Source organism: Coriobacteriia bacterium (genome assembly GCA_034370385.1).
Classification (GTDB): Bacteria; Actinomycetota; Coriobacteriia; order Anaerosomatales; family PHET01; genus JAXMKZ01.
In genome coordinates this window covers 19,000-43,006 of sequence record JAXMKZ010000006.1, presented here as the reverse complement: position 1 = coordinate 43,006, position 24,007 = coordinate 19,000, and the positions used below count along the sequence as shown (strand labels likewise).

Genomic DNA, 24,007 nt, shown 5'->3' with positions numbered 1-24,007 from the left:
GCCACGTCAGGCGGTCCATCTTGTCCTTGGTCACTGTCTCCTCCTTGGTTCGGGTCTTGGTCGACCTCAAGGATGGAGCAGTGGCCGCCTGTTTGTCAGGCGACCCTCGGGAACTCGTACACCACTACCGGGGACGTTAGCCATCGGGGAGCTCGGACGTGGCGCCATGGCGGTTGTCTGGCGCGCGTATGACCCAGCCCTTGACCGCGAGGTCGCGATCAAAGAGCCCGTCATGCCGCACGGGGCCAGCGAGCGGGTCGTGTCCGAGTACCAAGAGAGGTTCGTCCGCGAGGCCAAAGCCGTCGCCCGCCTGAAGCACTCCGGAATCGTCACAGTGCACGCCGCGGGGGTGTTCGACGGACGTCCGGGCATGGTCATGGAGCTTGTCGAGGGCGAGGTTCTCACCGACCTCATCCGGCGCACGCGCGTGTCTCCCGACCTCGGTGTGCGCATCATCGACGAGCTGCTCGACGCCGTCGGATACGCCCACAGCCGGGGCGTAATCCACCGAGACCTGAAGCCCGACAACATCTTCGTCACTCCGGAGAATCACATCAAGCTCGCGGACTTCGGCGTCGCACATCTCACCTCTAACGAGACGCTCACGACCGTGGGAACGGTACTCGGCACGCCGGCCTACATGTCTCCGGAGCAGGTGCGGGGTGCGGCCATCGACGCCCGAACCGACCTGTTCTCCATCGGCGTGCTCGCCTACGTGCTCTTGACGGGAGTAAGCCCCTTCTCGGGCTCGGGCGACACGAGTGTGGCCACAATCCTGTACCGGGTCGCCCACGAGCAGCCGGTCGCGCCCGATGACGTGAACCCGCAGCTGATGCCCGAAGTGTCAGCCGTGATCATGCGCGCGCTGGAGAAGGATCCCGACGCCCGCTACTCGAGCGCGTCGGAGATGCGCGCGGCGTGGAACGCTGTGCCCGCGGTGCTCAGATCGGCGGACTCCGTTGACTTCGTCGACGCGACCATCGTCGACCTGGCCGAGGCCACCGTGTTCGATGTGCCGGATAGCGACACGGCGGATAGCGCCGGGGTCGCGGGTCCACTGGCCGCAATCGGACCAAGTGTCTCCCCGATCAAAGAGGCTGCGCGTCCGCCCAAGGACTCCGCGCCGTCAGCCGAATCTACTGCGCTGATTCCAGGGCTTGAGGCCCGTTCGCAGAAGACGCCGACGTCAGAAGCGACGCCGGCGGCGCCACCTAGTCCCGCGTCGGCGCTGCGAGCCCCGGTGCGAAAGTCGACCACGACCCACGTGATGCCCGTACCCGAGCAGAAGGTAGCGCGTGACAACGTGCCGGCACCATCCCGAACGCGAAGGACCATTGCAGTCGTCGTCGCCATCGCAACCCTCGGGCTGATCGCTGTGGGCGTATTCGCGATGGGCTCTCGCAGTTCGGATGCCCAGAGCGCACCGACGACCCAAGCAGAATCGCCGAATGAAATCGAAGTGCCGGAGCTGACCGGAAAGACCTGGGCGTCCGCGTCCGAGATTGCTGAGTATGCGAAGTTTGAGCTGACGCCGGTCGACACCAGCGGCGCACCGCTTGAGCCGGCGACAGGATACAAGGTCTTGGAGCAGGACCCCGCAGCAGGCTCCCGCGCGGCCACCGGGACCAGAATCGCCGTCACCCTAACCGGTCCGCAACCGACGTCTGTGGCCCTCGACATCGATGACCAGAAACTGACGGCAGGCCAGTCCGCCATGCTCATCGCGGTGTTGCGCAACGCCGAGACCACGGACCGCGTCGGGAAGGCGAAGATCACCTTCCAGTGGTCGAAGGACAAAGAGACGTGGAAGGACATCAAGACGGGCGCAACGGACGAGAACGGTAGCGTCACCGTTCCTTGGAAGCCATCGAGCACCGGTTCGTACTACGTGCGCGCGCTCTTCGCCGCAACGCCCTACTTCACCAAGAGCTTCAGCGCGCCCAAGACCGTCGCAGTCAAGGCCGCGCCGAAGCCGAGAGCAAGCGCCCCTCGCACGAGCACGGGCTCAAGCGGAGGCGGCAGCACCGACGGCACGCGATTCTGGTAGGACGAGAGCCACCTGCATCACCGCACCACCACTCCCCTGCTCCAACCGCTCGTGCCCTGTTCGTGCGCCGAGTCACCTGGAAGGGTCGCGCGGAAGCGCCAGGTGCCCTTGAGATCGAGTGCGCCGTTGAGCGCCCAGGTGCAGGACCCCGACGCGGTCGAGGTCACCTTGGCGGTGTAAGTCTTCACGACACCCTTGGGATTCTTGACCTCGACGCGCACCTTCGTGCCCACAGCATGCTTGGGCACCACCTTGCCGGAGATGCGGATCCGTTGCATGCGCTTGACCGAGTACGCCGAGACCGTCGGCGCTGAGACGGCGTGTGCCACCCGCACCTCGACAGGAGCCGACCACGCGCCGGCCGGTGAGTTCGGGCTCGAAGCCGAGCGCATCGACACCACCGAGCGCGCGGTCGGCTTGAAGGAGAAGGCCATGACGCCGCCCAGTGCGGTCGCGGAGTAGTAGCGGGCCTTTCCGGCTGCGACGACCCGCACCTGCACGGGCATGGATCCCGCCATCCACGGACGCTCGATCACCGATGCGGAGATACGGGTGGTCGAACCGTAGCGAACCGTGATCGGCGAGGCCGTGTCGCTCTCCACCTCGGGTGAGAGGTGATCGGTGCGCGCGACAGCGTAGGAGCCGGAGCCGCTGTGGCGCTCGACGACGAGCAGCAGCTCCTCGGCTGCGGCGTTGGGAAGGCGCACACCGCGTGGCCACACGGTGCCGCCCGAGCGCATGAGCGCGGAGGTACCGTCCAGCGAGGACGCGGACGCCGAATAGACCGCGAGCCTGAAGTCCGCTGAGGCGGGGCCGGTGAGTCCGAGGTCGACGGGATGTCCGGAACCGTCGGTGGTGATGCGGTAGACGTCGCGGACGTCATCGCCGTCACGGATCGAACCCGAGAGCGGGAATACGGAGGGCGCGCTGGCCCCGGAAGGCTCGTCGTCGGGCTCCGAGACACCGACTCGCACCGCGTTCGCGCTCGATGCGGCATGCGTTGCCGTGGCGGCGAACAGCGCGCGGTAGAAGGCGCCTGCTGCGTGCGAGGCGGAGAAAGTGAAGTCGCCCGCGCCGTTCGTGGTCGCCGTGCCGATGTCGGTCCACGTCGAGCCGTCCGTCGAGCGCTGGACCTTCACCGCCGCCCCCGAGACCCCGGCGGAGGGAGACTCGGTGAGCCGCCCCGACAGCGTGAAGGAGGCTACGGCGCGTGGGGTGCTCGCCGGACCCGCAAGGGTGAGCGTGGTCGAGCGCAGCACCGGAGTCACGAGAGTGCCGGGCGACGTGGCCGACCCGTGCGTCGCGGTCGAGGCACTCGTGACACGGTAATGCGTGGCCCCCGACGGCGTGACGGCGATCGAGAAGTCGCCTGACGCGTTGGTCGTCGCGTTGGCGGCATCAGTCCAGACCGAGCCGTCCGAAGAGCGCTGCAGTTTCACCGCCACACCTGAGAGCGCCGATCCGTTCGCTGCCGTAAGCCGCCCCGACACCGTAACGGAATCGCCCGCGCGCGGGGATGCCGAGGTGACCGAGAAGGAAATCGAAGCGGGGAACATCTCGACCGTGAAGGTGACCGTGCGCTCGTTCTCGACGTTGCCCGCCACGTCGGTGGAGCGTAGGCCCAGGGTGTGCAATCCGCCCACATCCGTGCTCACTACGTTTCCCGTAACCCAGTTCCCCCCATCCAATCGGTACTGGGTAGTCGCGACGCCGGATCTTGCATCTGCTGCGGTCAGTCGAATCGAGGCCGACCGCTGGTACGACGGGACTGCATCGCTCGCGGTCACGGGTGGCGTCATATCGACCTTGATCACTGCGGACTTCGCCGTCTCGGTGTTCGGTGGCACCACGACGTCCGTCGCCCAGTATTCGACGGTTGTCTCGCCTTCCGTGGCGACGGTCACCGGGTTCGCATACAGAACCTGTGCACCCCCGTTAAGGCGGTAGTTGACTGCCTTGACCCCACGTCCACCCGTGCCGTCACTGGCCCTCAACGTGAACGTCACCGGGGTCTTTGACCATCCGGCTGCAACTCCGGAGATGAGCGTCGTGGGAGCGAGATTATCGACAATCGCAAAGGAAGATGTCTGCATCGGCATGGCGGCCTCGGACCATGCGCCAGCGCCTTTGTTCCAGAACTTGAAAGCCCACCAATTGTCACGATCCGGCCGCCAGCAGAACAGACCCCACGACTCGGAACCGTAGTCGTAGAAGCCCATCAGCTCGTCCTTGCCGTCTCCGTCGGCGTCCCCTATGACCGTGGACACGCGATCCCAGGACCATGACCCCGATGGAGGCGTCCAAGGGCGCTGAGTCGGGGTCATAGGGTTGGTCTCGGCATCCTTCGTCCACAACCCGATAGCCCAGCCATTCCAGCCGTTGTAGTTGTACAGCAGCGCGATCTCATCGCGGCCGTCACCGTCGACATCACCGGCTACCGGCTTGACCGCGTTGTAGTCCCAACCGCTGGAGACGAACCACTTCCGGCCAAGCGTGATGATCGATCCGTCTGGTTGGCGGCTGAACAGCCAGATTCCGGTACTGCCCAAGGAGTAGTTGTAGTAGGAGATGATCTCATCGACGCCGTTGCCATCGACGTCACCGCACAGGTAGTTCGAGTTGCTCCAGTTGTAGCTCGAGGCGGTGTACCAGTCGCGCCTTGGAGTGACGCTGGCCGCATCGATGTCCCAAGTCCAGATGCCTGTAGAGTCCCCGCCGTGGTCGTAGGCAGCCAGAATCTCATCGCGACCATCCCCGTCGATGTCGCCAATGAAGGGCTTCACGCGGGCCCATTCCCACCCGCTCGGAACGTACCAAGGCCTACTGCCTGAGAGACTGGTACCGTCAACCTCGAAGACCCAGATCGCGCAGCTCGTACCACCGTAGTTATAGAAGGCCACCAGTTCATCGCGCCCGTCGCCGTCGACATCACCCGCAAGCCAGTGCGCGAGCGTGTAACCCCAGCCAGCGACGAGACTCGACTTCTTCACTTGGAACTGCGTGCCGTCCGACATGAAGAACCACATGTTGAAGGTCCCTCCGCCGGCGTCGACGCAGCGCGCTAGGTCAGTCAGGCCGTCGGCGTTGAAATCGCCCGCAACGTTGAGCAGCTGCGGGATAGCCGCCGCGGAGGCGGGCACGAAGGCTCCTCCTGCCAAGCACAACGCGATCAACGCCAGGCCGGCCATCGCCTTCGTGATGAGGTGTGCCGCCCGCCTCACCGCACCACCACTCCCCTGCTCCAACCGCTGGTTCCTGTTGCGTGCGCCGGGTCGCCCGCAAGGGTCGCGCGGAAACGCCAGGTACCCTTGAGGTCCAGTGCGCCGTTGAGCACCCAGGTGCAGGACCCCGACGCGGTCGAGGTCACCTTCGTGGTGTAGGTCTTCACGACACCCTTGGGGTTCTTGACCTCGACGCGCACCTTCGTGCCCACAGCATGCTTGGGCACCACCTTGCCAGAGATGCGGATCCGTTGCATGCGCTTGACCGAGTACGCCGAGACCGTCGGCGCTGAGACGGCGTGTGCGACCCGGACCTCGACGGGCTCAGACCATGTGCCGGCTGGGGCCGCACTCGAGTCGGCAGTCCGCGCTCGCACGGTGGTGCGGGAGGTCGGCGCCCACACGTACTTCGCGAAGCCCCCCGCTGAGTACGCGTCAACGGTGCGCGATGAGTCCCTCGTTGTAAGACTCACTTGGATCGGACGACCGATGGCCTCGTGTTCAAATACCTCCGCCATGATGGAGACCGTGCGTCCATACGACACGGTCCTTGACTGAGCACCCACGAGCCGGACATCCCGATTTCCCGGACTCACCTTGAAGACCTCGTAGCCCCAGTCCGCCCTTCCGAACCGCGCCACGAGGTTGCGAGCGGGTATACCGGCCATCCAGATCCCGAAGGCGGATGCGGCCTCTCGGTTCCGTGCTCCGAATACCCCAAGCAGACTGCACGGCACCACGTACGCAGGTGACCCTTCGTTCACGACTTCCAAATCAGGCATAGCCCCCGACGCCCTTGCCCTGAGCCAAACGTGGCGTTCCGTCAGGGTGTAGGCTCGCAGCGATTCTGCCATTAGGATCGCCCCGGTGGCGTCTCTCGTTGCCGTCGACAGATACCACGGCTTCCCCAACTGCGGATTTCCGCACGCCTTCCAGATCTCCAACTCCTTCAGGTCGCATGGCGAGCCGTCGCTTCGCGGAACGAAGAGCCCTCCGGCTCGCGCGATCCTGTCAAACGACTGCGTGGCGGATTCACTTCGAAGCACTCCCGCAGGATTGGACTCCGGACCGAGCAAGACTGAGTCGAAGCTGAAGTATGGCAGGCGCCACACCGCGACACCCTTGTAGTAAAGGGATTCCGACTGCTGGGTGGTGTTGACCAGCAGGGCGTCGACGTCTCTCGCGTTGGCGAGTGCAATAGCAGCGCCTGATCCAACCACGACAGTCCGGACAGAGTAGTGCGGGTTCTGCGATTCGAATGCAGGAATCAGAACGTCGAGCAGTCCCGTGTCACTCAGCTCCGGCGTCGTAGCGAGGACAAGTTCACTCGGTTCAACTGCGATGGCGGAATCGGGTAGGCAGATCGCAGACGCTGCCGCGAAGATGCAGCAGAGTCGCACCGTCCAAATCGCAAACCTCACGATTCCTGCCACCTGACCACAGCGCGCCTCAATCGCCTCGTGATGTCTAGGTGGTATGCAACTACCGCACGCATCGCAAAGCCCCCTTCGCACAACCCTATTCGCGCTCAACTGCAGTCTATCGCCCCTACACCCGCACCGCTATGCCCGCGGCGCGCATGTGCTCCTTGACCTGCTTGACGGTGTACGTCCCGAAGTGGAAGACGCTCGCGGCCAGCACCGCATCGGCGTCGGCCTCGATGACAACCTCGGCGAAGTGGTCGAGCTCCCCCGCTCCCCCGCTGGCGATGACCGGCACGTTCACGGCACGGGTGACGGCCCGGGTCAGGTCGATGTCGTAGCCATCCTTGACGCCGTCGCAGTCCATGCTCGTGAGCAGGATCTCGCCGCTGCCGAGCCGCTCAGCCTCCGCCGCCCACGCGACCGCGTCCATCTCGGTGTTGATGCGCCCGCCGTTGATGAAGACCTCCCAGCGCGCCGGCGAGGAGCCGGGAACACGCCGTGCGTCGATCGCGGTGACGATGCACTGAGCGCCGTAGATGCGGCTCGTCTCGGTGATGAGCTCAGGCGCCCTCACCGCAGCGGAGTTCAGCGATATCTTGTCCGCGCCCGCCTTGAGCATCGCGCGGATATCGGCGGACGAGCGCATGCCGCCACCGACGGTGTAGGGGATGAAACACTCCTCGGCGGTGCGGGTGGCCACGTCGAGCATGCTCGGGCGCTCCTCGTGGCTCGCCGTGATGTCGAGGAAAACGACCTCGTCGGCGCCGGCCTTGTCGTAGATCGCCGCCATCTCCACCGGGTCACCGGCGTCACGCAGGTTCACGAAGTTGACGCCCTTGACCACGCGCCCCTCATGTACGTCGAGGCAGGGTATGACGCGTTTCATCAGCATCAGTACTGGCCCCGCGCGGCCAGGATCGCGTGCTTGAGCTTGAACGCGCCTTCGTACAGCGCGCGCCCGGTGATGGCGCCGGCGATGACATCCGGGCCGAGCGCTGCCAGTTCGCGGAAGTCGTCGAGCGTGGACACGCCGCCGCTCGCGATCACCGGGAACCCGGCGGTCTCGGCGATCTGCTCGTAGGCATCGACGCTCACGCCGGTCTGCATGCCGTCGCGCGAGATGTCCGTGTAGACGAGGTGCCCCACGCCCAGGTCGCGCAGTTCAGCGACGAGCTCGGCGGCCGGTGTCGCCGTGCCTTCTCGCCAGCCCTGCACCGCGACCATCCCGTCGCGCGCGTCGATGCCGGCCGCGACGCGGTCGCCGAAGCGCGCCACCGCCTCGCGCACGAAGGCCGGGTCCGTCGCAAGCTTCGTTCCGAGCACAAGGCGACTTGCTCCCGCGCCCACGAGACGAACCATGGTCTCAAGCGTCCGGATACCGCCGCCCGTCTGCACCGGGATGCCCACTTCGGCGACGATCCGCTCGATGACCTCGGTGTTGCCCGGAACGCCGTCGCGTGCGCCGTCGAGGTCCACGACGTGGATCCACTCGGCTCCCGCTTCAGCGAACTCGCGCGCCTGGGCGACCGGATCCTCGTTGTAGACCGTCACGCGTTCGTAGTCGCCCTGCGCGAGCCGTACGGCGCGCCCGCCCAGCAGGTCGATGGCCGGTAGAACGATCATGCGCGTGCCCCTTTCACGATTCGTCCGAAGTTGGCGAGCAGCTTCAAGCCCATCGTCGACGATTTCTCGGGGTGGAACTGAACGGCGAACGCGGCCGGCCCCACCTGCACGGCCGCTGCAAAGCGCACGCCGTACTCGGTCGACCCGATGATGACGCTCTCATCGGCGGGCACGATCCGATAGCTGTGCACGAAGTAGAAGGCCGTCGACTCGTCGATGCCCTCAAAGAGCGGGCTCTCGCGCGGGTACTCGACGGTATTCCAGCCGATGTGCGGGATCTTCACGCCGCCGGGAAGGCGCTCGCAGGTGCCCGGCACCAGGCCCAGGCCCTCCCACTCGCCATCCTCAAGCCCCACATCAGCAAGCAACTGCAGTCCCAGGCAGATGCCGAGGAACGGCGTGCCCTCGCGCACGCGGCGGAGCATGACCTCCTCGCAGCCGCTCTGGCGCAGATTGGCGGCGGCGTCGCGAAAGGCGCCGACGCCCGGCAGCACGATTCCGTCGGCTCGCTCGACCACGGTCGGATCGTCGGTCACAACGACGTCAGCCACGCCAGCGTGCTCGAAACCCTTCTGCACGCTGCGCAGGTTGCCCATGCGGTAGTCGACGATCGCGATCACAGGGAGCCCTTCGTCGACGGCACACCGCTCACGCGCGGGTCGATGGAGACCGCCGTGCGCACCGCGCGCGCGACCGCCTTGAAGACCGCCTCGATGATGTGGTGGGCGTTCTCGCCGGTGAAGGAGCGCACGTGCAGCGTGAGGCCCGCACTCGACGCGAACGCCACCAGAAACTCCTTGGCCAGCGTCGTATCGAACGTGCCGATGATCTCGATGGGCAGCTCGACGGCGTAGTGCAGCTGCCCGCGACCGCTCACGTCCACCGCCGCGAGCACAAGCGCTTCGTCCATGGGCACCACCGCGTCGCCGAAGCGGGTGATTCCGGCCTTGTCTGCAAGCGCCTCGGAGAGCGCGCTACCCAGCACGATGCCGACGTCTTCGACGGTGTGGTGCGCGTCGATCTCCACGTCGCCGGTGGCCGCCACCGCGAGGTCGAACGTCGCGTGCCGCCCGAACGCATCGAGCATGTGGTCGAAGAACGGCACACCGGTCTGAACCGACGTCTTCCCCGTCCCATCGAGGTCCAGTGTCAGCGTGATGTCGGTCTCCCCCGTCGTGCGGGTCATCGTCGCCGTGCGGCCCATCGCATCGCCTTTCCGTTGTGGTCACGGTCTCAGCCGTGACGAGCAGCCGTCGCCTTCTCGCCGAAGTGATCTGATGCACGCCGCGTGGCGAGCACCTGGTCCATTGCCTCCAAGAAGAGTTGATTCTCCTCGTGCGTCCCCACCGTCACACGCAGGCAGTTCTCAAGCCCCGGCGAACGCGTGAAGTCCCGCACCAGCACCGAATAGCTGTGCAGCAGGTCGCGCCACAGGGCGCTCGCGTGCTCGACGCGAAACAGCACGAAGTTCGCCTCGGTCGGGAAGACCTCCACCTCAGAGAACATATCGAGCCCGTGCATGAGCTGGTCGCGGCCGCGCATGATCTCGCTGATGGACTGCTCGAACGCAACACGCTCGCGGAACACGACCGAGGCCACCCACTGCGAGAATGCGTTGACCGAGTAAGGCTGCCGCACCTTCATGAGCTCCCGGACCACGTCCGCGTGGCCCAGCAGGTAGCCCACCCGCAGTCCGGCAAGCGAGAATGCCTTGGAGAACGTGCGCAGCAGCACGAGGTTGGGGTGCCTCGTCATGTGCGGGCGCATCGTGTGGCGGCTGAACTCGAAGTACGCCTCATCCACGAGCACGATGGCATCGGTCGCCTTGAGCAGGTCGATCAGGAAGCCCTCGTCGATAAGGTTGCCCGTGGGGTTATTGGGGTTGGCGAGCATGATGAGATCGATGTCGCCCTCGGCCACCCGCGCAAGAATCGCCGCTTCATCAAGCGAGAAGTCGGCTTGGCGCGGTATGCGCACCACCTCGGTGCCGGTGACCGTCGCGTCGATGGCATACATCGAGAAGGTCGGCGGGGTGTCGAGCAGCTTTCGCCCGGGTCCGCCCCACGCCAGCAGCAGGTCGAAGATGAGCTCGTCGCCGCCGTTGCCGATCAGGACGTTTTCCGGGTCGAGTCCGTTGGCCTCGGCGAGCAGCTTGCGAAGCTCGGTGGCAGTGGGGTCCGGATAGCGGTTGAAGTTGAAGTCGGCCAACCGTTCCTTGAGCTTGGACACGACCTCTGCGGGCAGGTTCAGCGGGTGCTCGTTGGAGGCCAGCATGACGTCAGCCCGCACATCCTTGGCGTCATACGATATGAGCCCCTCAAGCTCAGGGCGTGGTTCACGAAAACTGTTCACAAGCGCTCCTCGGCATCGTCAAGACCCTCGTCGAACTCGCCGGCCCGCTCTGCTTCGATGGCGTCAATCCGCAAAGAGACAGCCCGCGCGTGGGCCCACAGGCCCTCCTTCTCGGCCAGCTCGATCACGGTGGGGCCGTCCAGCTCGAGCGCGTCGTACGAATAGGACAGCACGCTCGACTTCTTCACGAAGTCGTCCACCGACAGCGGACTGGAGAAGCGGGCCGTGCCACCCGTGGGCAGAACGTGGTTAGGGCCGGCGATGTAGTCTCCGACGCTTTCGCACGTCCAGTGCCCGAGGAAGATGGCGCCGGCGTTGTTGATGCTGCCGAGCAGGTCGAAGGCGTCAGAGCACTGGATCTCCAGGTGCTCCGGGGCCACGAGGTCGACGGTATCGAGCGCCGCGACGATATCCGGGCACACGATGGCCACGCCGTTGTCCACGAGCGAGCGCTGGGTGATCTCGCCACGCGGAGACTCGGCCAGAAGCAACCCGAGCGCCTCTTCCACCAGATCGGGAAGCTCGGGGTCGGTGGTCACGAGGTAGGTGGCCGCGCGCGGGTCGTGCTCGGCCTGTGCCATCAGATCGATGGCGACGAAGGCGGGTATCGCGGTCTCGTCGGCCAGCACGAGCACCTCGCTCGGACCGGCCAGCATGTCGATGCCGACGTCGCCCATCACGAGCTTCTTGGCTGCGGTCACATACGCGTTGCCCGGACCGACGATCTTGTCCACGCGCGGGATGCTCGCCGTTCCGTACGCGAGCGCTGCGACGGCCTGGGCGCCCCCGACCTTGTAGATCTCGGTGACGCCCGCCTCGGCTGCGGCCGCCAGCGTGTACGGGTTCACGCTACCGTCGGCATCCGGCGGCACGACCATCGCGATATCGCCAACCCCTGCCACCTGAGCCGGAATCGCGCACATCAGCACGCTTGACGGGTACTTCGCGCGGCCTCCGGGCACGTAGATTCCCACGCGGCACAGCGGCGTGACCTTCTGGCCCAGGAACACCCCACCCTCCTGCGCGGTGAACCACGACTGCTGCACCTGGCGAGCGTGGAACTCCTCGATTGCGGCGGCTGCCGCAGTGATCGCATCGAGAAACGCCGGCTCGCACTGAGCGACCGCAGCGTCAATCTCGGCTTCGGTCACCCGGAAGTCATCGAGGTCGCACTTATCGAACTGCTTCGTGAGGTCGCGCAGCGCTTCATCGCCGCGCGTCCGCACGTCGTCGACGATGCGCGCCGCCACGCCGATGATCTCGGCGTCCACGCCGCCCGAGCGCGCGAGATCGGCCTCGGTGAGACGCTGGCTGGGCTTGAGCACGATTCTTCTGAGCATCAGGTCACTCGCTTTCGTCGTTACGTCCTTGCTTGTTCTTCATCCCCGCGTGAGCGCGGGAAGCGTACGTTCTTACGTGGATTCTACCGAGCCTTCTGACAAGCGGTCAGCCAAGTCGACCACGCGCGGGTCGGTGCGCGTGGAGGCCGGATTACCGATGAACCGAGCGGTGGAAGGTAGCACATCCTCAACGATTCGCAGCTTGTTCTCCCGAAGCGTCGTTCCCGTTGCCGTGATGTCGACGATCACATCGGCGATGCCGATGAGCGGCGCCAGCTCGATGTTGCCGTAGAGCTTCACGATCTCAACCTGAACGCCCTTGGACGCGAAGTGGATCTCGGCGATGCGCGGGTACTTGGTGGCCACGCGGATCACGCCGACGTGGCGATAGCGCTCCGCGAGGTCCGGTGCGTCCTCGCGCTCTGCCACCACGAACCGACAGCCGCCGAAGCCCAGGTCCACAAGCTCGACCACGTCGAGCCCGGCCTCGACGAGCACGTCACGCCCCGCGATGCCGCAGTCCGCTGCGCCGTAGGCCACGTAGACCGGCACGTCGGTGGGCTTGGAGATGATGAACTCAGCATCGGCCGTGGTCACGATGAGCTGCCGGCCAGGATCGGCGAGCCCCTCCACGTCGAGCCCAGCGTCGCGCAGGGCCTCGATCGAGCCGGGGAATAGCGCACCCTTAGGTACGGCGACGCGTAGCCTGCCGCCGCCTTTGCCGTTGCCGCGAGCGGTCGCGATCACGACGCCACCTCCTCGCCGGCGAATACCTCTGCTCCAAGCGCCACCCGCTCGCCGGCTGCGCGGCGTCGCGCTGCCTCAGTGAACGCAGCGGCCGCATCACCGCCCACGACCGCGGCGCTCGGCTGGACCGGCACGACGACGCCTTGGTCCGCCAGCGCGATGGAGAGACGCTCAAGCCCGATGGCGAACCCGGCAGCGGGCGCCGGCGCATCATAGGCCGCGAGCAACGTGTCGTAGCGCCCCCCGCCGCCTAACGCGACGCCGAGCCCGGGTGCGTAGGCCTCGAGAACGAGTCCCGTGTAGTAGTCGAAGGAGCGGATGACGCCGAAGTCGACCATGACGTGGTCGGTGACCCCCGCGGCTTCAAGCAGCTGCCAGGTCCGCGCGAAGTCATCGACCTCACGCGTACCCACGACCGGCTCCACGATGGCCCGGCAGCGCTCGATGGCTTCCACGCCGCCGCGCAGGCGCACGACCTCCGCAAGCGCGGTACCGACGTCGCCGCCCACGCGTGCCGCAAGCGCGTCAAGCGCCACGAAGTTGCGATCGTGCGCGGCAGCCAGAACGTCGGCTCGCCACGCTTCGCCCGCACCGGGTCCGGCCGCGTCGAGCAGCGCGATCAGCACCGCGACGTCGCCAACCGCCACGGTGAAGTCGGCGAGCCCTGAAGCGGCCAGCGCCTCGACCAGGACCGCGACGACCTCGGCGTCAGCAGCCGGGCCTCCCGCACCCACCAGTTCGACCCCCAGTTGCGTGAACTGGCGGTTCTGACCCCGCAGCGATTCGTGCTCGCGAAACACCTCGGCCCGGTAGCGGAATCGCCTGATGCCAGCGTCGTGCGCCATGCGAGCCGCATACAGCCGGGCGACGGGCACCGTCACGTCGGGGCGAAGCGCCAGCAGCCGCCCGTCCAGATCGAACAGGCGAAACGCCGTGCCCTGCAGGTCGCCCGCGGCGGCGGACAGCGTCTCGTACACCTCGACGACGGGTGTTTCGACCGGGTCGTAGCCCCATGACGAGAACACCGCGGCGATCGCAGCACTGACCGCTTCTCGCTCGGCGGCCTCTTCGGGCAGAACATCACGAAATCCCCGCGGGGTGATTGGGCGCATACGTGCTCGACTCCTGTTGGCTTGGGCGAAGGAACTCTCGGGTCCGACCCTCACAGGTACCCGATGAGCACCACTCTATCACAGTAGAGTGCTAGAGTGCAACCGTCCCCCGCAGACCCTCTCAGGCAGCAGCGACCGCGGAGATGCCGAACAGCTCTCTGAGCTCGGCGTGCAGCGCGCTCGCCTCGCTGTTGACCCTCTCCGGCATCGTGCACACGATCGTCTTGTCGTTCTCGTCATCGTGCACCCGCAGCTCGACGACATCGCGCCCGGGATAGCGGGTCAGGATCTCCTTGAGCGAGGTGGCACGCCCGTTGACCAGTGCGCCACCGTCGGTCTTGATGACGATGCGCCGGGGCGGCTTGTTGAAGCCCGCGCCGTCGAAGGGCTGGATGTCGGACGCGATGAGCTTCAGGCCGCGGTCGTCGGTCTCGACCTTCGCCTTGATCCGCACCACCGCATCCACCTCGACGGCATCACGGAAGCGCTCGTAGATCTGCGGGAACATCACGACTTCGGCGGCGCCCTCGAGGTCCTCAAGCCCCAGGATCGCCATCATGTTGCCCTTCTTCGTGGGCTTGCGGGTCACCGAGCTGAGCAGCCCGGCGAACCACGACTCGCGCCCCGGAGTCAGGCCCTCGAGGTCGCCGAGGGACGCGTCTTGCGCCTCACGCAGCATCTCCTCGATCTCGCGGAGCGGGTGATCGGAGACGTAGATGCCGAGCATCTCCTTCTCGAACCCGAGCTTGATGCGCTTATCCCACTCGATTCCGTCCGCCTCGGGCGCCTCGTCGTTGAACCCGTGATCCGCAGCGTCCACCAAGTCGAACATGGAGAACTGACCGGCATCGCGGTCTTTCTGGCGCTTGTTGGCCGCCTCAAGAACGCCGCCCTCTTCAACGAAGTTCATGAGCTGACGGCGCGAGTAGCCCGTGGAGTCGAACGCGCCCGCCTTGACGAGCGCCTCAAGCGTCTTGCGATTCATCTGCTTGAGATCGACGCGCTCGCAGAAGTCATGGAGGGACTTGAAATCGCCCCCGGACGTGCGCGCGGCCTCGATGCCCTCGACGACTCCTTCGCCCACGCCTCTGATGCCCGCGAGCCCGAAGCGAATCCCCTCGCCGGGCACGGCGGTGAAGTCGCGACCCGAGGAGTTCACATCAGGAGGCAGCACGGTCATGCCCGAGCGGTTGCACTCGGCCACGTACTTCACGATCTCGTCGGTCTTGCCGGTGTAGCTCGTGAGCACAGCCGCCATGAACTCGAGCGGGTAGTGGGCCCGGAGGTAGGCGGTCTGCATCGTGAGCAGGCCGTATGCCGCGGAGTGGCTCTTGTTGAACGCGTACTCGGCGAACGGCAGGATGTCGGCCCACATCTTCTTGGCCACTTCCGGGTCGTAGCCGTTGGCGGCGGCGCCCTCGGTCCAGTCGCCCTCGAGGGCCTCGAGCGCCTCGAGCTGCTTCTTGCCCATGGCCTTGCGCAGCTTGTCCGCCTTGCCGGCCGAAAAGCCGCTCATGAGCATGGAGATGCGCATGACCTGTTCCTGGTAGACGATGGCGCCGTAGGTGTCCTCCAGCAGCGGCTTGAGTCGCTCGTCGTAGTAGGTGACGGCGCGCTTGCCGTTCTTGCGGTCGACGAAGTCGTCCACCATGCCCGACTTGAGCGGTCCAGGCCGGTAAAGAGCCAGGATGGCGACGACGTCGGCAAAGCACGTCGGCTGCAGTCGCTTGAGCAGCTGGCGCATGCCGCCCGATTCCACCTGGAACACGCCTGCGGTGTCACCCTTCTGCAGCAACTCGAAGGTCTGCGGGTCGTCGAGCGGGAAGTCGTCGGGCACCAGGGTGATGCCGTGATTGCGCGCGACGTTGCCGACGGCCTTGGCGATGACGGTCAGCGTGCGCAGCCCGAGAAAGTCCATCTTGAGCAGACCCATCTGGGCGACGGTCGGACCGTCGTACTGCGTGATGACCGCGCCGCCCTTGGTGTCGTACTTGATGGGCACGTGATGGTGAAGCGGGTCGCGGCAGATGACGACACCGGCCGCGTGCACACCCTCGCCGCGCGTGATGTTCTCAAGCGAGATGGCGGCATCCACGATGCGCTTGGTGTCGGGATTGGTCTCGTAGTCGGACTTGAACTCGGAGTTGGCCGCCAGCGAACCTTCGATGGTGGCGCCCAGATCTTCGAGGATCATCTTGCTGATCTTGTCCGGCACCCCGTACGGGTATCCGAGCACCCGTCCGGCATCGCGCACGGCTGCGCGTGCTTTCATCTTGCCGAACGTGATAATCTGGGCGACCTTGTCGGCGCCGTACTGCTCGCGCACGTGCTCGATGACCTCTTGACGACGCTCGTCGTCAAAGTCCATGTCGATATCGGGCATCTCCGAGCGCTCGGGGTTCAAGAAACGCTCAAACAGCAGACCGTGCTCGATGGGATCGAGCGCCGTGATACCGAGCGAGTAGGCGATGATCGAGCCGGCCGCGCTGCCGCGACCCGGGCCCACGCCGATACCCTGCTCCTTGGCCCAGCGGGTGAAGTCGGCGACGATGAGGAAGTAGGCGGCAAAGCCCTTGTCGTTGATGATCCCCAGCTCGTAGTCGAGACGTTCGACCACTTCATCGGGAAGGGGATCGCCGTAGCGCTCGAGCAGACCCGTGATGCACTCGGCGCGCAAGAACGACTCCACATCGTGTCCCTCAGGCACGGTGAATCCCGGCAAGATGATCTTGTCGAACTCGATCGAGACGTTGCACTTCTCGGCAACCTCTACGGTGTTGGCGAGCGCCTCGGCATACTCGGGCAACGCGGCAGCCATCTCCTCGGAAGACTTCATGAAGAACTCGTCACAGGAGAACTTCATGCGTCCGGGCTGATCGACCGTCGAGTTGGTGCCGATGCACAGCAAAAGGTCCTGCGTCTCGGCATCACTGCGTCGCAAGTAGTGGATGTCGTTCGTGGCCACGAGCGGGATGCCTGTCTCGCGCCCGATGGACGCGATGGCAGCAGCCAGCTGCGCCTGCGTGACCCCGTTGCTGGCGGTGATGCCTTGGTTCTGGATCTCCAGATAGAAGTCGCCCGGCGCGAAGGTGGAAGCGAACCGCTCGGCCCAGACCCGGGCCTCATCCGGAGAGCCCTGCTCGATGGACTTCGAGACGATGCCGCTCATGCACGCCGAGGTGCAGATGATGCCCTCGGCATGCCGCTGCAGCGTGGCTAGGTCGACCTGAGGCTTGTAGTAGAAGCCGTTGACGGCGGCGTCGGAGACGATGGCCATGAGGTTGCGATAGCCGATATCGTTCTTCGCCAGCAGCACGAGGTGGTACAGACCGGGCTGCCCGCCGGACAGCACCCGCTCCGGCATGAAGTAGACCTCGCAACCGATGATGGGCTTGATGCCCGCCTCCGTGGCCGTGCGGAAGAAGTCCACAGCGCCATACATGTAGCCGTGGTCGGTGATGGCGAGCGCCGGCATCTCAAGCTCCCCGGCCCGCTTGACGAGGTCGGTGACGCGTGCCGCGCCGTCGAGGAGCGAGTACTCGCTGTGCGTGTGGAGGTGAACGAAGGACATCGTGCCCTCCTCTACGACTTCATCGGCGCGTCAGGCCCTGAGGCCTCGGCGAGCCGGTCGAGGACGCGACGGTATCCATCGGCACCGTAGTTGAGCGCCTTGCTGACGCGAGAGATGGTGGTTGCCGACGCGCCGGTGCGCTCCTGGATCGCGGTGTAGTGCTCTCCGGCGTCCAGAAGTCGTGCGACTTCAAGCCGGCTGGCCATCTCCTGAAGCTCGCGCACGGTGCACACGTCCTCGAGCAACGCAAAGGCGTCGTCGGGGCTCTCGAGCATGAGAAACGCGCGGAGCAACTGCTCCACCTCGCGCGTGCGAAGGCGGTCTGCGGGCATGAACTGACTACTCCCCAAGAAACGGCGTGAACCACAAGATGTCGGGGTGAGGATAGCACGCAGGGACGACATGATGTGCCTGTGGATAGCCGAACGGTGGCCCGTTCGCGACAAGCGGCAACGCGTGGGCACCAGCGGTCAGCAGGGCTCTCCGACGACGTTGACGAGCGAACCGACGCCCTCGATGCGCACCTCGACCACGTCGCCGTGGTGGAGCGGGCCGATACCGGCAGGCGTGCCGGTGAGCACGACATCTCCGGGCACGAGCGTCATGACGGTGCTCGCGAAACTCACCAGCTCGTAGGGGTCGAAGAGCATGTCACTGGTACGCGCCGTCTGGCGTATCTCGCCATTGACCAAGCACTCCAGCGCGAGGTCGGCGGGGTCCACGTCGGTCTCGATCCACGGTCCGAGCGGACAGAACCCATCGAAGCCCTTGGCGCGCGACCACTGACCGTCGCGCTTCTGCAGATCGCGTGCGGTCACGTCGTTGCCGCACGTGAACCCGAGAACGTTCGCCATCGCCTCGTCTCGCGTGGCGTTGTGCGTGCGGCGGCCGATGACCACCCCAAGCTCCGCCTCGTAGTCGACGCGACCGACACCCGGCGGCAGCGGAATGGTCTGCTGGGTCGCGATGACCGAGGTGGACGGCTTCAGGAAGATGACCGGCTCGGTGGGCATCTCGTGGCCCATCTCGGCGATGTGGCCGCGATAGTTCAGCCCGACGCACACCACTTTGGTCGGCAGGGTGGGTGCCAGCAGGCGTACTTCGTGAAGCGCGAGGATTCCCTCGGGCTCCCACGCCGCGAACGGCTCATCGCTCAGAAGGGTGACCGTGTCCTCGTCAGCCAGTCCGTAGCGGCAGTCACCCTCGTGAAGCACCCGGACAACTCGCATACCACTCTCCCGGACGCGCTTGAGGGAATCGGTTTCGCTTTCATCTTCCATAAGCGATGCCGTTCTCCTGCCCGCCTGGTGTGGTCATTCCGTGAGCGGCGGGCGTGAGGCCCGCGACAGCCCGTACTCCACCGAATCCACGAGCGCCTCCCACGAGGCCTCGATGATGTTCTCCGATACGCCGACGGTACCCCAGGACTCGTGCCGGTCGCCGGTCTCGATGAAGACCCGCGTGACCGCGCCGGTGCCCTTCTTGTCCTCGAGCACGCGTACCTTGAAGTCCTCGAGCGTAATGTCGGCAAGCGCCGGATAGAAGCGTTCGATGGCGATGCGCAACGCCTTGTCCAAAGCGTTGACGGGACCGTTACCCTCGGCCGTGGCGATGTAGCGGTGCCCCTTCACGTGGACCTTGATCGTGGCCTCGGTCATCACGCGTCCGTCTTCGCGCTTCTCGGCGATGACGCGGAAGGACTCCAGGCGGAAGAGCGGCTCATAGGTGCCCATGCGCTTCTTGAGCATGATGGCGAGCGAAGCGTCGGCCGTCTCGAAGCTGTAGCCCTGGTGCTCGAGTTCCTTGATCGAATCGAGGACCTCGGCCGCGGTATCGCCCGTGAGCTCGATACCGAGCTCCTTGGCCTTCATCGTGAGTGAGGCGCGCCCCGCTAGCTCGCTCACGACGACGCGCGCCAGGTTGCCTACGGTGGTCGGGTCGACGTGCTCGTATGCCTCGGGGAGCCGCGCAGCCGCGCTCGCATGCACGCCGCCCTTGTGCGCGAATGCGCTGGCACCCACGTACGGCTGGTGCGCATTGGGCGAAAGGTTCGCGGTCTCGGCGATGAAGTGGCTCGTCTCGGAGAGGAGCTTGAGCTGCTCGCGCGTGAGGCAGTCGTCGCCCATCTTGAGCACGAGCGACGGGATTATCGAGAGCAGGTCGGCGTTGCCCGCACGCTCACCGTAGCCGTTGGCCGTGCCCTGCACGTGGACGCATCCGGCCTCGACGGCTACGAGCGAGTTGGCCACCGCGCAGCCGGCGTCGTTGTGCGCGTGGATGCCCAGGGGGACCTCGAGCGCCAGCGACAGTTCGTTGACCGCCCGCATGATCTCGTGCGGGAGCGTGCCCCCGTTGGTGTCGCAGAGCACGACGGCATCCGCGCCCGCCTCATGCGCCGTGCGGCAGACCTCAAGCGCATAGCCCGGGTTTGCCTTGTAGCCGTCGAAGAAGTGCTCGGCATCGAAGAAGACCGTGCGCCCGGCCGCCTTGAGGTACGCCACCGAGTCGCGGACCATGGCGAGGTTCTCCTCGAGCGTGGTCTTGAGCGTCTCGGTCACGTGGACGTCCCACGCCTTGCCAAAGATGCACAGCCCGGCACACCCGGTTTCGAGCAGTGCCGCCAGACCCTCGTCGGCTTCCGGCGCGATATCCTTGCGCCGCGTGGAGCCGAACGCTGTGATAACCGCGTTCTCAAGCTTCAGGTCGCGCGCCCTCTCGAAGAACTCGATGTCTTTGGGGTTTGAGCCGGGGAAGCCGCCTTCGATGTAGTGAACGCCGAGCACGTCGAGTTTGGCCGCGATACGCAGCTTGTCCTCGGCGGACAGCGACATCCCTTCTCGCTGGGTGCCGTCGCGCAGTGTGGTGTCGTAGAGGGTGACCATGGGGGTCATTCTACCCGCTCGTCGTCGGATGTGGCTCGCTCGCGCACGGTGGCCAGCAGTTTCTCGACTCCGAGCGCGCCCGCCCAGAGACTGAGGTACGTCTCGTCGAGATCGGGAGACTGGAACTCGTAGACCCCGGTCGCGTCGCGCACGTGACGCTCGCTGCCCCCGCTAGCCTGGGCCCACTTGAGCTTCTGCAGAATCGTGTCCTCTGGCGAGGATACGCACATGCTTCTGCCGAACGCTTGAACGCTGACGCGACGCGCGAATCTGCTTGCATCGAAGTCCCCATCCGTCAGGGCCCAGAAGTCGACCTTGTCACCCGTACTTGTGTCGAGCAACTGGAACATACTTCGATGCCGCAGAGCGTCCAGGGCAGCATCTTGATCGAAGTAATACCTGGGAGCGCCGAAGGCCTCGGCCAACGCGCTGACCATCCGTGGCTCGACTTCGACCACGAGATCCACATCGTGGGTGGACCGAGGCTCGCCTTGCAGGCTCGAGGCGAAAGAGCCCGTCATGAGGTATCCGACGCGTGCTCGCTCCAAAGTATCGACGGCGTCTATCAGCAGCTGCGTTTGCGACACCGCTCAAGCCTCTCGAGGTAGATGGCGTGCTGCTCGGCCTCGGTCGCTTCCGGATGGCGCTCCGCGATACCCGCCCGAAGCAGTTCGCGAGAGGTCTCAGTCAGCTCATCGACCTTGAGGAGCTTCTGCTCGGGCGTCATGCGACGAAGCGTCTCGATGTAGAGGCGTCGGTTCGGCTGCTGCTTGAGTTCGCCCACGGCTCCCCCTAGACCCGGTCGAGCCACTCCTCGTACTCGGACTCCTCGCCGCGCACGACGCGGAAGTACGTCTCCTGGAGATCCTTGGTGATGGGGCCGGGTTCGCCCAGGTCGTAGCCGTCGACCGAGCGAACCGGGACAACCTCGGCTGCGGACCCGGTCATGAAGAACTCGTCACAGGTGTACAGGTCCGTCCGGACGATCGACTCCTCGAGCACCGGGTAGCCCAGGTCGTCGGCGATGATCATGATCGAGTCGCGCGTGATGCCCGCAAGGATGCCGTCGGACACCGGCGGGGTGGAGATCACGCCGTCGCGCACGACGAAGAGGTTCTCGCCGGTGCCTTCGCAGACCTTGCCCTCCTCGTTCAAGAGGATGGCCTCCATGTAACCGTGGCGGTTGGCCTCGATACGCGCGAAGGAGCTGTTCAGATACTGTCCGCATGCCTTGATCGCGGGCGGAGTGGCGTTTATGCCGCGCTGACGCCAGCTGGAGATGCCCACGGCGACACCGTTCTTGAGGCCGTCCTCGCCCAGGTAGCTCTCCCACGGCCACGCGGCGATGAAGAACTGGGTGGGCGCGGGGATCGGATCGAGACCCATGACGCCGTAGCCGCGATACACGACGGGTCGAAGGTAGCAGCTCTTGAGGTTGTTCTTGCGGATCAGCTCGCGCTTGATCTCCATGATCTCGTCGGCCGAGTAGCCCGGGTCCATGTAGAGCATCTTGGCGCTGCGCAGCAGGCGCTCGGCGTGCTCGCGACTGCGAAAGATGGCGGGGCCGTCGGCGGTCTCGTAGCACCGCTCGCCCTCAAAGACGCCCGAGCCGTAGTGCAGCGCGTGAGAGAGTACGTGGATCTGCGCCTTCTCCCACTCGACGAACTCGCCGTCCATCCAGATGTAGTCCACAGTCGGCAGTGACATCACGCACCCCTCTCGGAAGGCGGCGGATACAGGTGCTGGCTAGTGTACCCGAGCGCGTGGGTCGTGCGAACGGATGACTCGGACCTCGTCGGCCGGCGCATCGAAGATGCCGAGGGTGATTGCGGCTGCGCCTTGCCCGTCTCCAACCGAACCCCAACCGCCGCCCTACTTGCCCGCTGCCATCTCGGCCTCCGCCGCCTCGATGGCCTTGGTCGCCTGCATATCGGGATCATCAACGAGCCGTGCAATCGCAATCTGCTCCCGCGCTTCGTCGAAACGGCCGTTCTGGGCAAGGAAGACCGCGTACTCGGCGCGCGCGAGTGGAAAGAGCGACCAGCGGTCGAACGTGGAGAGGAACGCCGCCTCAATAGTCTCGTTCGGAGCGCCGTAGAAGCGTAGCGTTCGCGCTCGCTCGAACGCTACGAACGGGTCGCGCCCGTCAACCGCGTACGCGCGTTCGATGGCCACCAAGTCGGGTTGTGCCGAGGCCACCGCAGGGTTGGCAGCCGCCACCCAGCCCCAGTGCAGTGAGGCCAGGTAAGCCAGGTGCGCGTCAAAGCGCCACAAGTCGGTTGCGGCCTGAGCGAGTCGAACCTTCGCAGGTGAGACCTCAGGGCCGTGCTCTTCGAGCGCTAGGCGCGTAGCTGCGTTCACGGTCATGGTCAGTACCGAAAGAGTGGCGAGGACAAGCATCACCCGGCCAACCGCCGACGACTGCGGGCTGCCATCGAGGTCGCCATCGTCGCCGCACAGGGACACGCCTAGTACGAAGCCGAACAGCGGCAGCACCTGCAGGGCGGCAGGCGCTGTCAGGAACACGAGAAGCGCTCCGACGACAGCGAACACCCCCGGTGCAACATCTGCTCCCAAGCGTGCGCGCGCTCGCCACGCGAAACAAAGCTCGACCAGCGCCCACACGAGCAGGGCGAGACCAATCGCCCCCGCCGACACCAGCACCCATATCACGATGCTGTGGGGATCGACCGCGCCGGGGCGAAACACAAGTGCGGCCCCCTGCCTGGCCCACTCGGGCGTGGTGACGGCTACACCCCCGGCCATGAAACCGTCGGGCCCGTAGCCAAGGAGCGGGCGAGTGGTGGTCGCCTCCAGCGCCGTTCGCCACATCTGCGGGCGCTGACCGAGCGTCTCGACACCTGATGAACCGAGAACCTCGGCACGAGCGAACGTGATTGCGCCCACGGCCACAGCGATAATCGTTGCTGCCGCCGCCGCGGTCTTAAGCGAGCGGCTGAGGCCGGATCTGCTTGCGAGCACCCACAGGAACCAGCCGATGGCCACGACCGCCGAGACCCGAGACCCAGCGGCCGCCAGCGTAATCGCCGCAGACCCCGCCAGCCATAGGCGGTGTCTGCGCTCGAGCCGAAGCGCACCGCTGTCTTCCGCCATGACGAAGGGCAGCAGGAGAAGCACCGCCTCGCCAAGGTAGGTGGAGTTGGGCAAGGATCCGCGAGGCGTATCGCCCAGCGTGAGTTGCACGATGGTGGCGACGACCTCGCCGAACACCACGACCGGTGCGGCGACCTCAAGCGCAAGCCGGGCACCGCGCCCGAAGCGGGCGGCAGCAACGGCAACGAGCGTGACCGCCATGAGGGTGAACCACCCGAGCAGGCTAGTGACTTCGCCCATGAGGGCCGCCCAGATCCGGCTCGACAACACGGCACTCAGTAAGGCCCAACCGAGGAACGCGGTCCACGCGAATCCGAGCCGCGTACGCGGTACGAGCGCTTCGGGGCGCGAAGAAAGACCGAAGGCCGCCACCAGCGCGGCGACGCCGAGCATCACCGCGGCGCCGTCGACGGCATCGAGCTGCTGGCTGGCCCCGAGCGTCGAGACAAGAGCAAGCAGGCACGTCGCAAGCAGCACGATGACCGGCCACGCCACAGCCCCGGGCGCAGCGACTACCCCCTCCCGTCTTCGTCTAAGATACGACTCAGCCACGCTGGTGTTCCTCCCCGTCAGA

General features: G+C 65.8%; 19 protein-coding genes. 1 reads left to right on the top strand and 18 read right to left on the bottom strand.

Annotated features, from left to right (window positions below):
• Positions 1-88: 88 nt before the first annotated feature.
• Positions 89-2,047: a protein kinase gene (locus U1E26_02565; GenBank protein MDZ4168527.1), complete on the top strand. Its 1,959-nt coding sequence runs from the start codon at positions 89-91 to the stop codon at positions 2,045-2,047.
• A gap of 17 nt (positions 2,048-2,064) precedes the next feature.
• On the opposite strand, the gene U1E26_02560 is transcribed toward U1E26_02565, so the two are convergent.
• The 18 genes from U1E26_02560 to U1E26_02475 form a co-directional block, all read right to left on the bottom strand.
• The gene (locus tag U1E26_02560; GenBank protein MDZ4168526.1) at positions 2,065-5,268 is read right to left on the bottom strand and encodes an FG-GAP-like repeat-containing protein; all 3,204 of its coding nucleotides are present in this window, start codon (positions 5,266-5,268) and stop codon (positions 2,065-2,067) included.
• A complete protein-coding gene (locus tag U1E26_02555; GenBank protein MDZ4168525.1) occupies positions 5,265-6,689 on the bottom strand; it encodes a hypothetical protein in 1,425 nt (474 codons plus the stop codon). Before U1E26_02555 ends, U1E26_02560 begins: the two co-directional genes overlap by 4 nt.
• 127 nt (positions 6,690-6,816) lie before the next feature.
• The gene (hisF, locus tag U1E26_02550; GenBank protein ID MDZ4168524.1) at positions 6,817-7,584 is read right to left on the bottom strand and encodes an imidazole glycerol phosphate synthase subunit HisF; all 768 of its coding nucleotides are present in this window, start codon (positions 7,582-7,584) and stop codon (positions 6,817-6,819) included.
• Positions 7,584-8,315: a 1-(5-phosphoribosyl)-5-[(5-phosphoribosylamino)methylideneamino]imidazole-4-carboxamide isomerase gene (gene hisA, locus U1E26_02545; protein ID MDZ4168523.1), complete on the bottom strand. Its 732-nt coding sequence runs from the start codon at positions 8,313-8,315 to the stop codon at positions 7,584-7,586. The genes hisF and hisA overlap by 1 nt, the downstream gene beginning before the upstream one ends.
• Positions 8,312-8,935: an imidazole glycerol phosphate synthase subunit HisH gene (hisH, locus tag U1E26_02540; GenBank protein MDZ4168522.1), complete on the bottom strand. Its 624-nt coding sequence runs from the start codon at positions 8,933-8,935 to the stop codon at positions 8,312-8,314. Before hisH ends, hisA begins: the two co-directional genes overlap by 4 nt.
• Positions 8,932-9,519 carry an imidazoleglycerol-phosphate dehydratase HisB gene (hisB, locus tag U1E26_02535; GenBank protein MDZ4168521.1) on the bottom strand — a complete coding sequence of 196 codons (588 nt, stop codon included), beginning with the start codon at positions 9,517-9,519 and terminating at the stop codon, positions 8,932-8,934. The genes hisH and hisB overlap by 4 nt, the downstream gene beginning before the upstream one ends.
• Positions 9,520-9,548: 29 nt before the next feature.
• Complete coding sequence (gene hisC, locus U1E26_02530; GenBank protein ID MDZ4168520.1) at positions 9,549-10,667, bottom strand: histidinol-phosphate transaminase; 1,119 nt, start codon at positions 10,665-10,667, stop codon at positions 9,549-9,551.
• Positions 10,664-12,007, bottom strand: coding sequence for a histidinol dehydrogenase (gene hisD / locus U1E26_02525; GenBank protein MDZ4168519.1), 1,344 nt, complete (start codon positions 12,005-12,007; stop codon positions 10,664-10,666). Before hisD ends, hisC begins: the two co-directional genes overlap by 4 nt.
• A gap of 72 nt (positions 12,008-12,079) precedes the next feature.
• On the bottom strand, positions 12,080-12,754 hold the full coding sequence (hisG, locus tag U1E26_02520) for an ATP phosphoribosyltransferase (protein ID MDZ4168518.1): 675 nt from the start codon (positions 12,752-12,754) through the stop codon (positions 12,080-12,082).
• The gene (gene hisZ / locus U1E26_02515) at positions 12,751-13,866 is read right to left on the bottom strand and encodes an ATP phosphoribosyltransferase regulatory subunit (GenBank protein MDZ4168517.1); all 1,116 of its coding nucleotides are present in this window, start codon (positions 13,864-13,866) and stop codon (positions 12,751-12,753) included. Before hisZ ends, hisG begins: the two co-directional genes overlap by 4 nt.
• A 121-nt stretch (positions 13,867-13,987) precedes the next feature.
• Positions 13,988-17,437, bottom strand: a complete 3,450-nt coding sequence (gene dnaE, locus U1E26_02510; GenBank protein MDZ4168516.1) for a DNA polymerase III subunit alpha — start codon at positions 17,435-17,437, stop codon at positions 13,988-13,990.
• Between the two features lie 11 nt (positions 17,438-17,448).
• On the bottom strand, positions 17,449-17,769 hold the full coding sequence (locus U1E26_02505; GenBank protein ID MDZ4168515.1) for a YerC/YecD family TrpR-related protein: 321 nt from the start codon (positions 17,767-17,769) through the stop codon (positions 17,449-17,451).
• 138 nt (positions 17,770-17,907) lie between these two features.
• Complete coding sequence (locus tag U1E26_02500; GenBank protein ID MDZ4168514.1) at positions 17,908-18,666, bottom strand: fumarylacetoacetate hydrolase family protein; 759 nt, start codon at positions 18,664-18,666, stop codon at positions 17,908-17,910.
• A gap of 84 nt (positions 18,667-18,750) precedes the next feature.
• Entirely contained in the window at positions 18,751-20,328 is a 1,578-nt protein-coding gene (gene cimA / locus U1E26_02495) for a citramalate synthase (protein ID MDZ4168513.1), read from the bottom strand.
• Positions 20,325-20,906 carry a hypothetical protein gene (locus tag U1E26_02490; GenBank protein ID MDZ4168512.1) on the bottom strand — a complete coding sequence of 194 codons (582 nt, stop codon included), beginning with the start codon at positions 20,904-20,906 and terminating at the stop codon, positions 20,325-20,327. Before U1E26_02490 ends, cimA begins: the two co-directional genes overlap by 4 nt.
• Positions 20,885-21,103, bottom strand: a complete 219-nt coding sequence (locus tag U1E26_02485; protein MDZ4168511.1) for a hypothetical protein — start codon at positions 21,101-21,103, stop codon at positions 20,885-20,887. Before U1E26_02485 ends, U1E26_02490 begins: the two co-directional genes overlap by 22 nt.
• A gap of 8 nt (positions 21,104-21,111) precedes the next feature.
• Complete coding sequence (locus tag U1E26_02480) at positions 21,112-22,026, bottom strand: branched-chain amino acid transaminase (GenBank protein ID MDZ4168510.1); 915 nt, start codon at positions 22,024-22,026, stop codon at positions 21,112-21,114.
• 165 nt (positions 22,027-22,191) lie between these two features.
• The gene (locus tag U1E26_02475; GenBank protein MDZ4168509.1) at positions 22,192-23,985 is read right to left on the bottom strand and encodes a hypothetical protein; all 1,794 of its coding nucleotides are present in this window, start codon (positions 23,983-23,985) and stop codon (positions 22,192-22,194) included.
• Positions 23,986-24,007: the final 22 nt, after the last annotated feature.

What these genes read in the sequence shown, in the direction of transcription:
- hisF (MDZ4168524.1), bottom strand. Translation starts at nt 7,584, where the DNA reads ATGCTGATGAAACGCGTCATACCCTGCCTCGACGTACATGAGGGGCGC.
- hisZ (MDZ4168517.1), bottom strand. Translation starts at nt 13,866, where the DNA reads ATGCGCCCAATCACCCCGCGGGGATTTCGTGATGTTCTGCCCGAAGAG.
- cimA (MDZ4168513.1), bottom strand. Translation starts at nt 20,328, where the DNA reads ATGACCCCCATGGTCACCCTCTACGACACCACACTGCGCGACGGCACC.
- U1E26_02500 (MDZ4168514.1), bottom strand. Translation starts at nt 18,666, where the DNA reads ATGCGAGTTGTCCGGGTGCTTCACGAGGGTGACTGCCGCTACGGACTG.
- U1E26_02505 (MDZ4168515.1), bottom strand. Translation starts at nt 17,769, where the DNA reads ATGCCCGCAGACCGCCTTCGCACGCGCGAGGTGGAGCAGTTGCTCCGC.
- dnaE (MDZ4168516.1), bottom strand. Translation starts at nt 17,437, where the DNA reads ATGTCCTTCGTTCACCTCCACACGCACAGCGAGTACTCGCTCCTCGAC.
- hisD (MDZ4168519.1), bottom strand. Translation starts at nt 12,007, where the DNA reads ATGCTCAGAAGAATCGTGCTCAAGCCCAGCCAGCGTCTCACCGAGGCC.
- U1E26_02480 (MDZ4168510.1), bottom strand. Translation starts at nt 22,026, where the DNA reads ATGTCACTGCCGACTGTGGACTACATCTGGATGGACGGCGAGTTCGTC.
- hisA (MDZ4168523.1), bottom strand. Translation starts at nt 8,315, where the DNA reads ATGATCGTTCTACCGGCCATCGACCTGCTGGGCGGGCGCGCCGTACGG.
- hisB (MDZ4168521.1), bottom strand. Translation starts at nt 9,519, where the DNA reads ATGGGCCGCACGGCGACGATGACCCGCACGACGGGGGAGACCGACATC.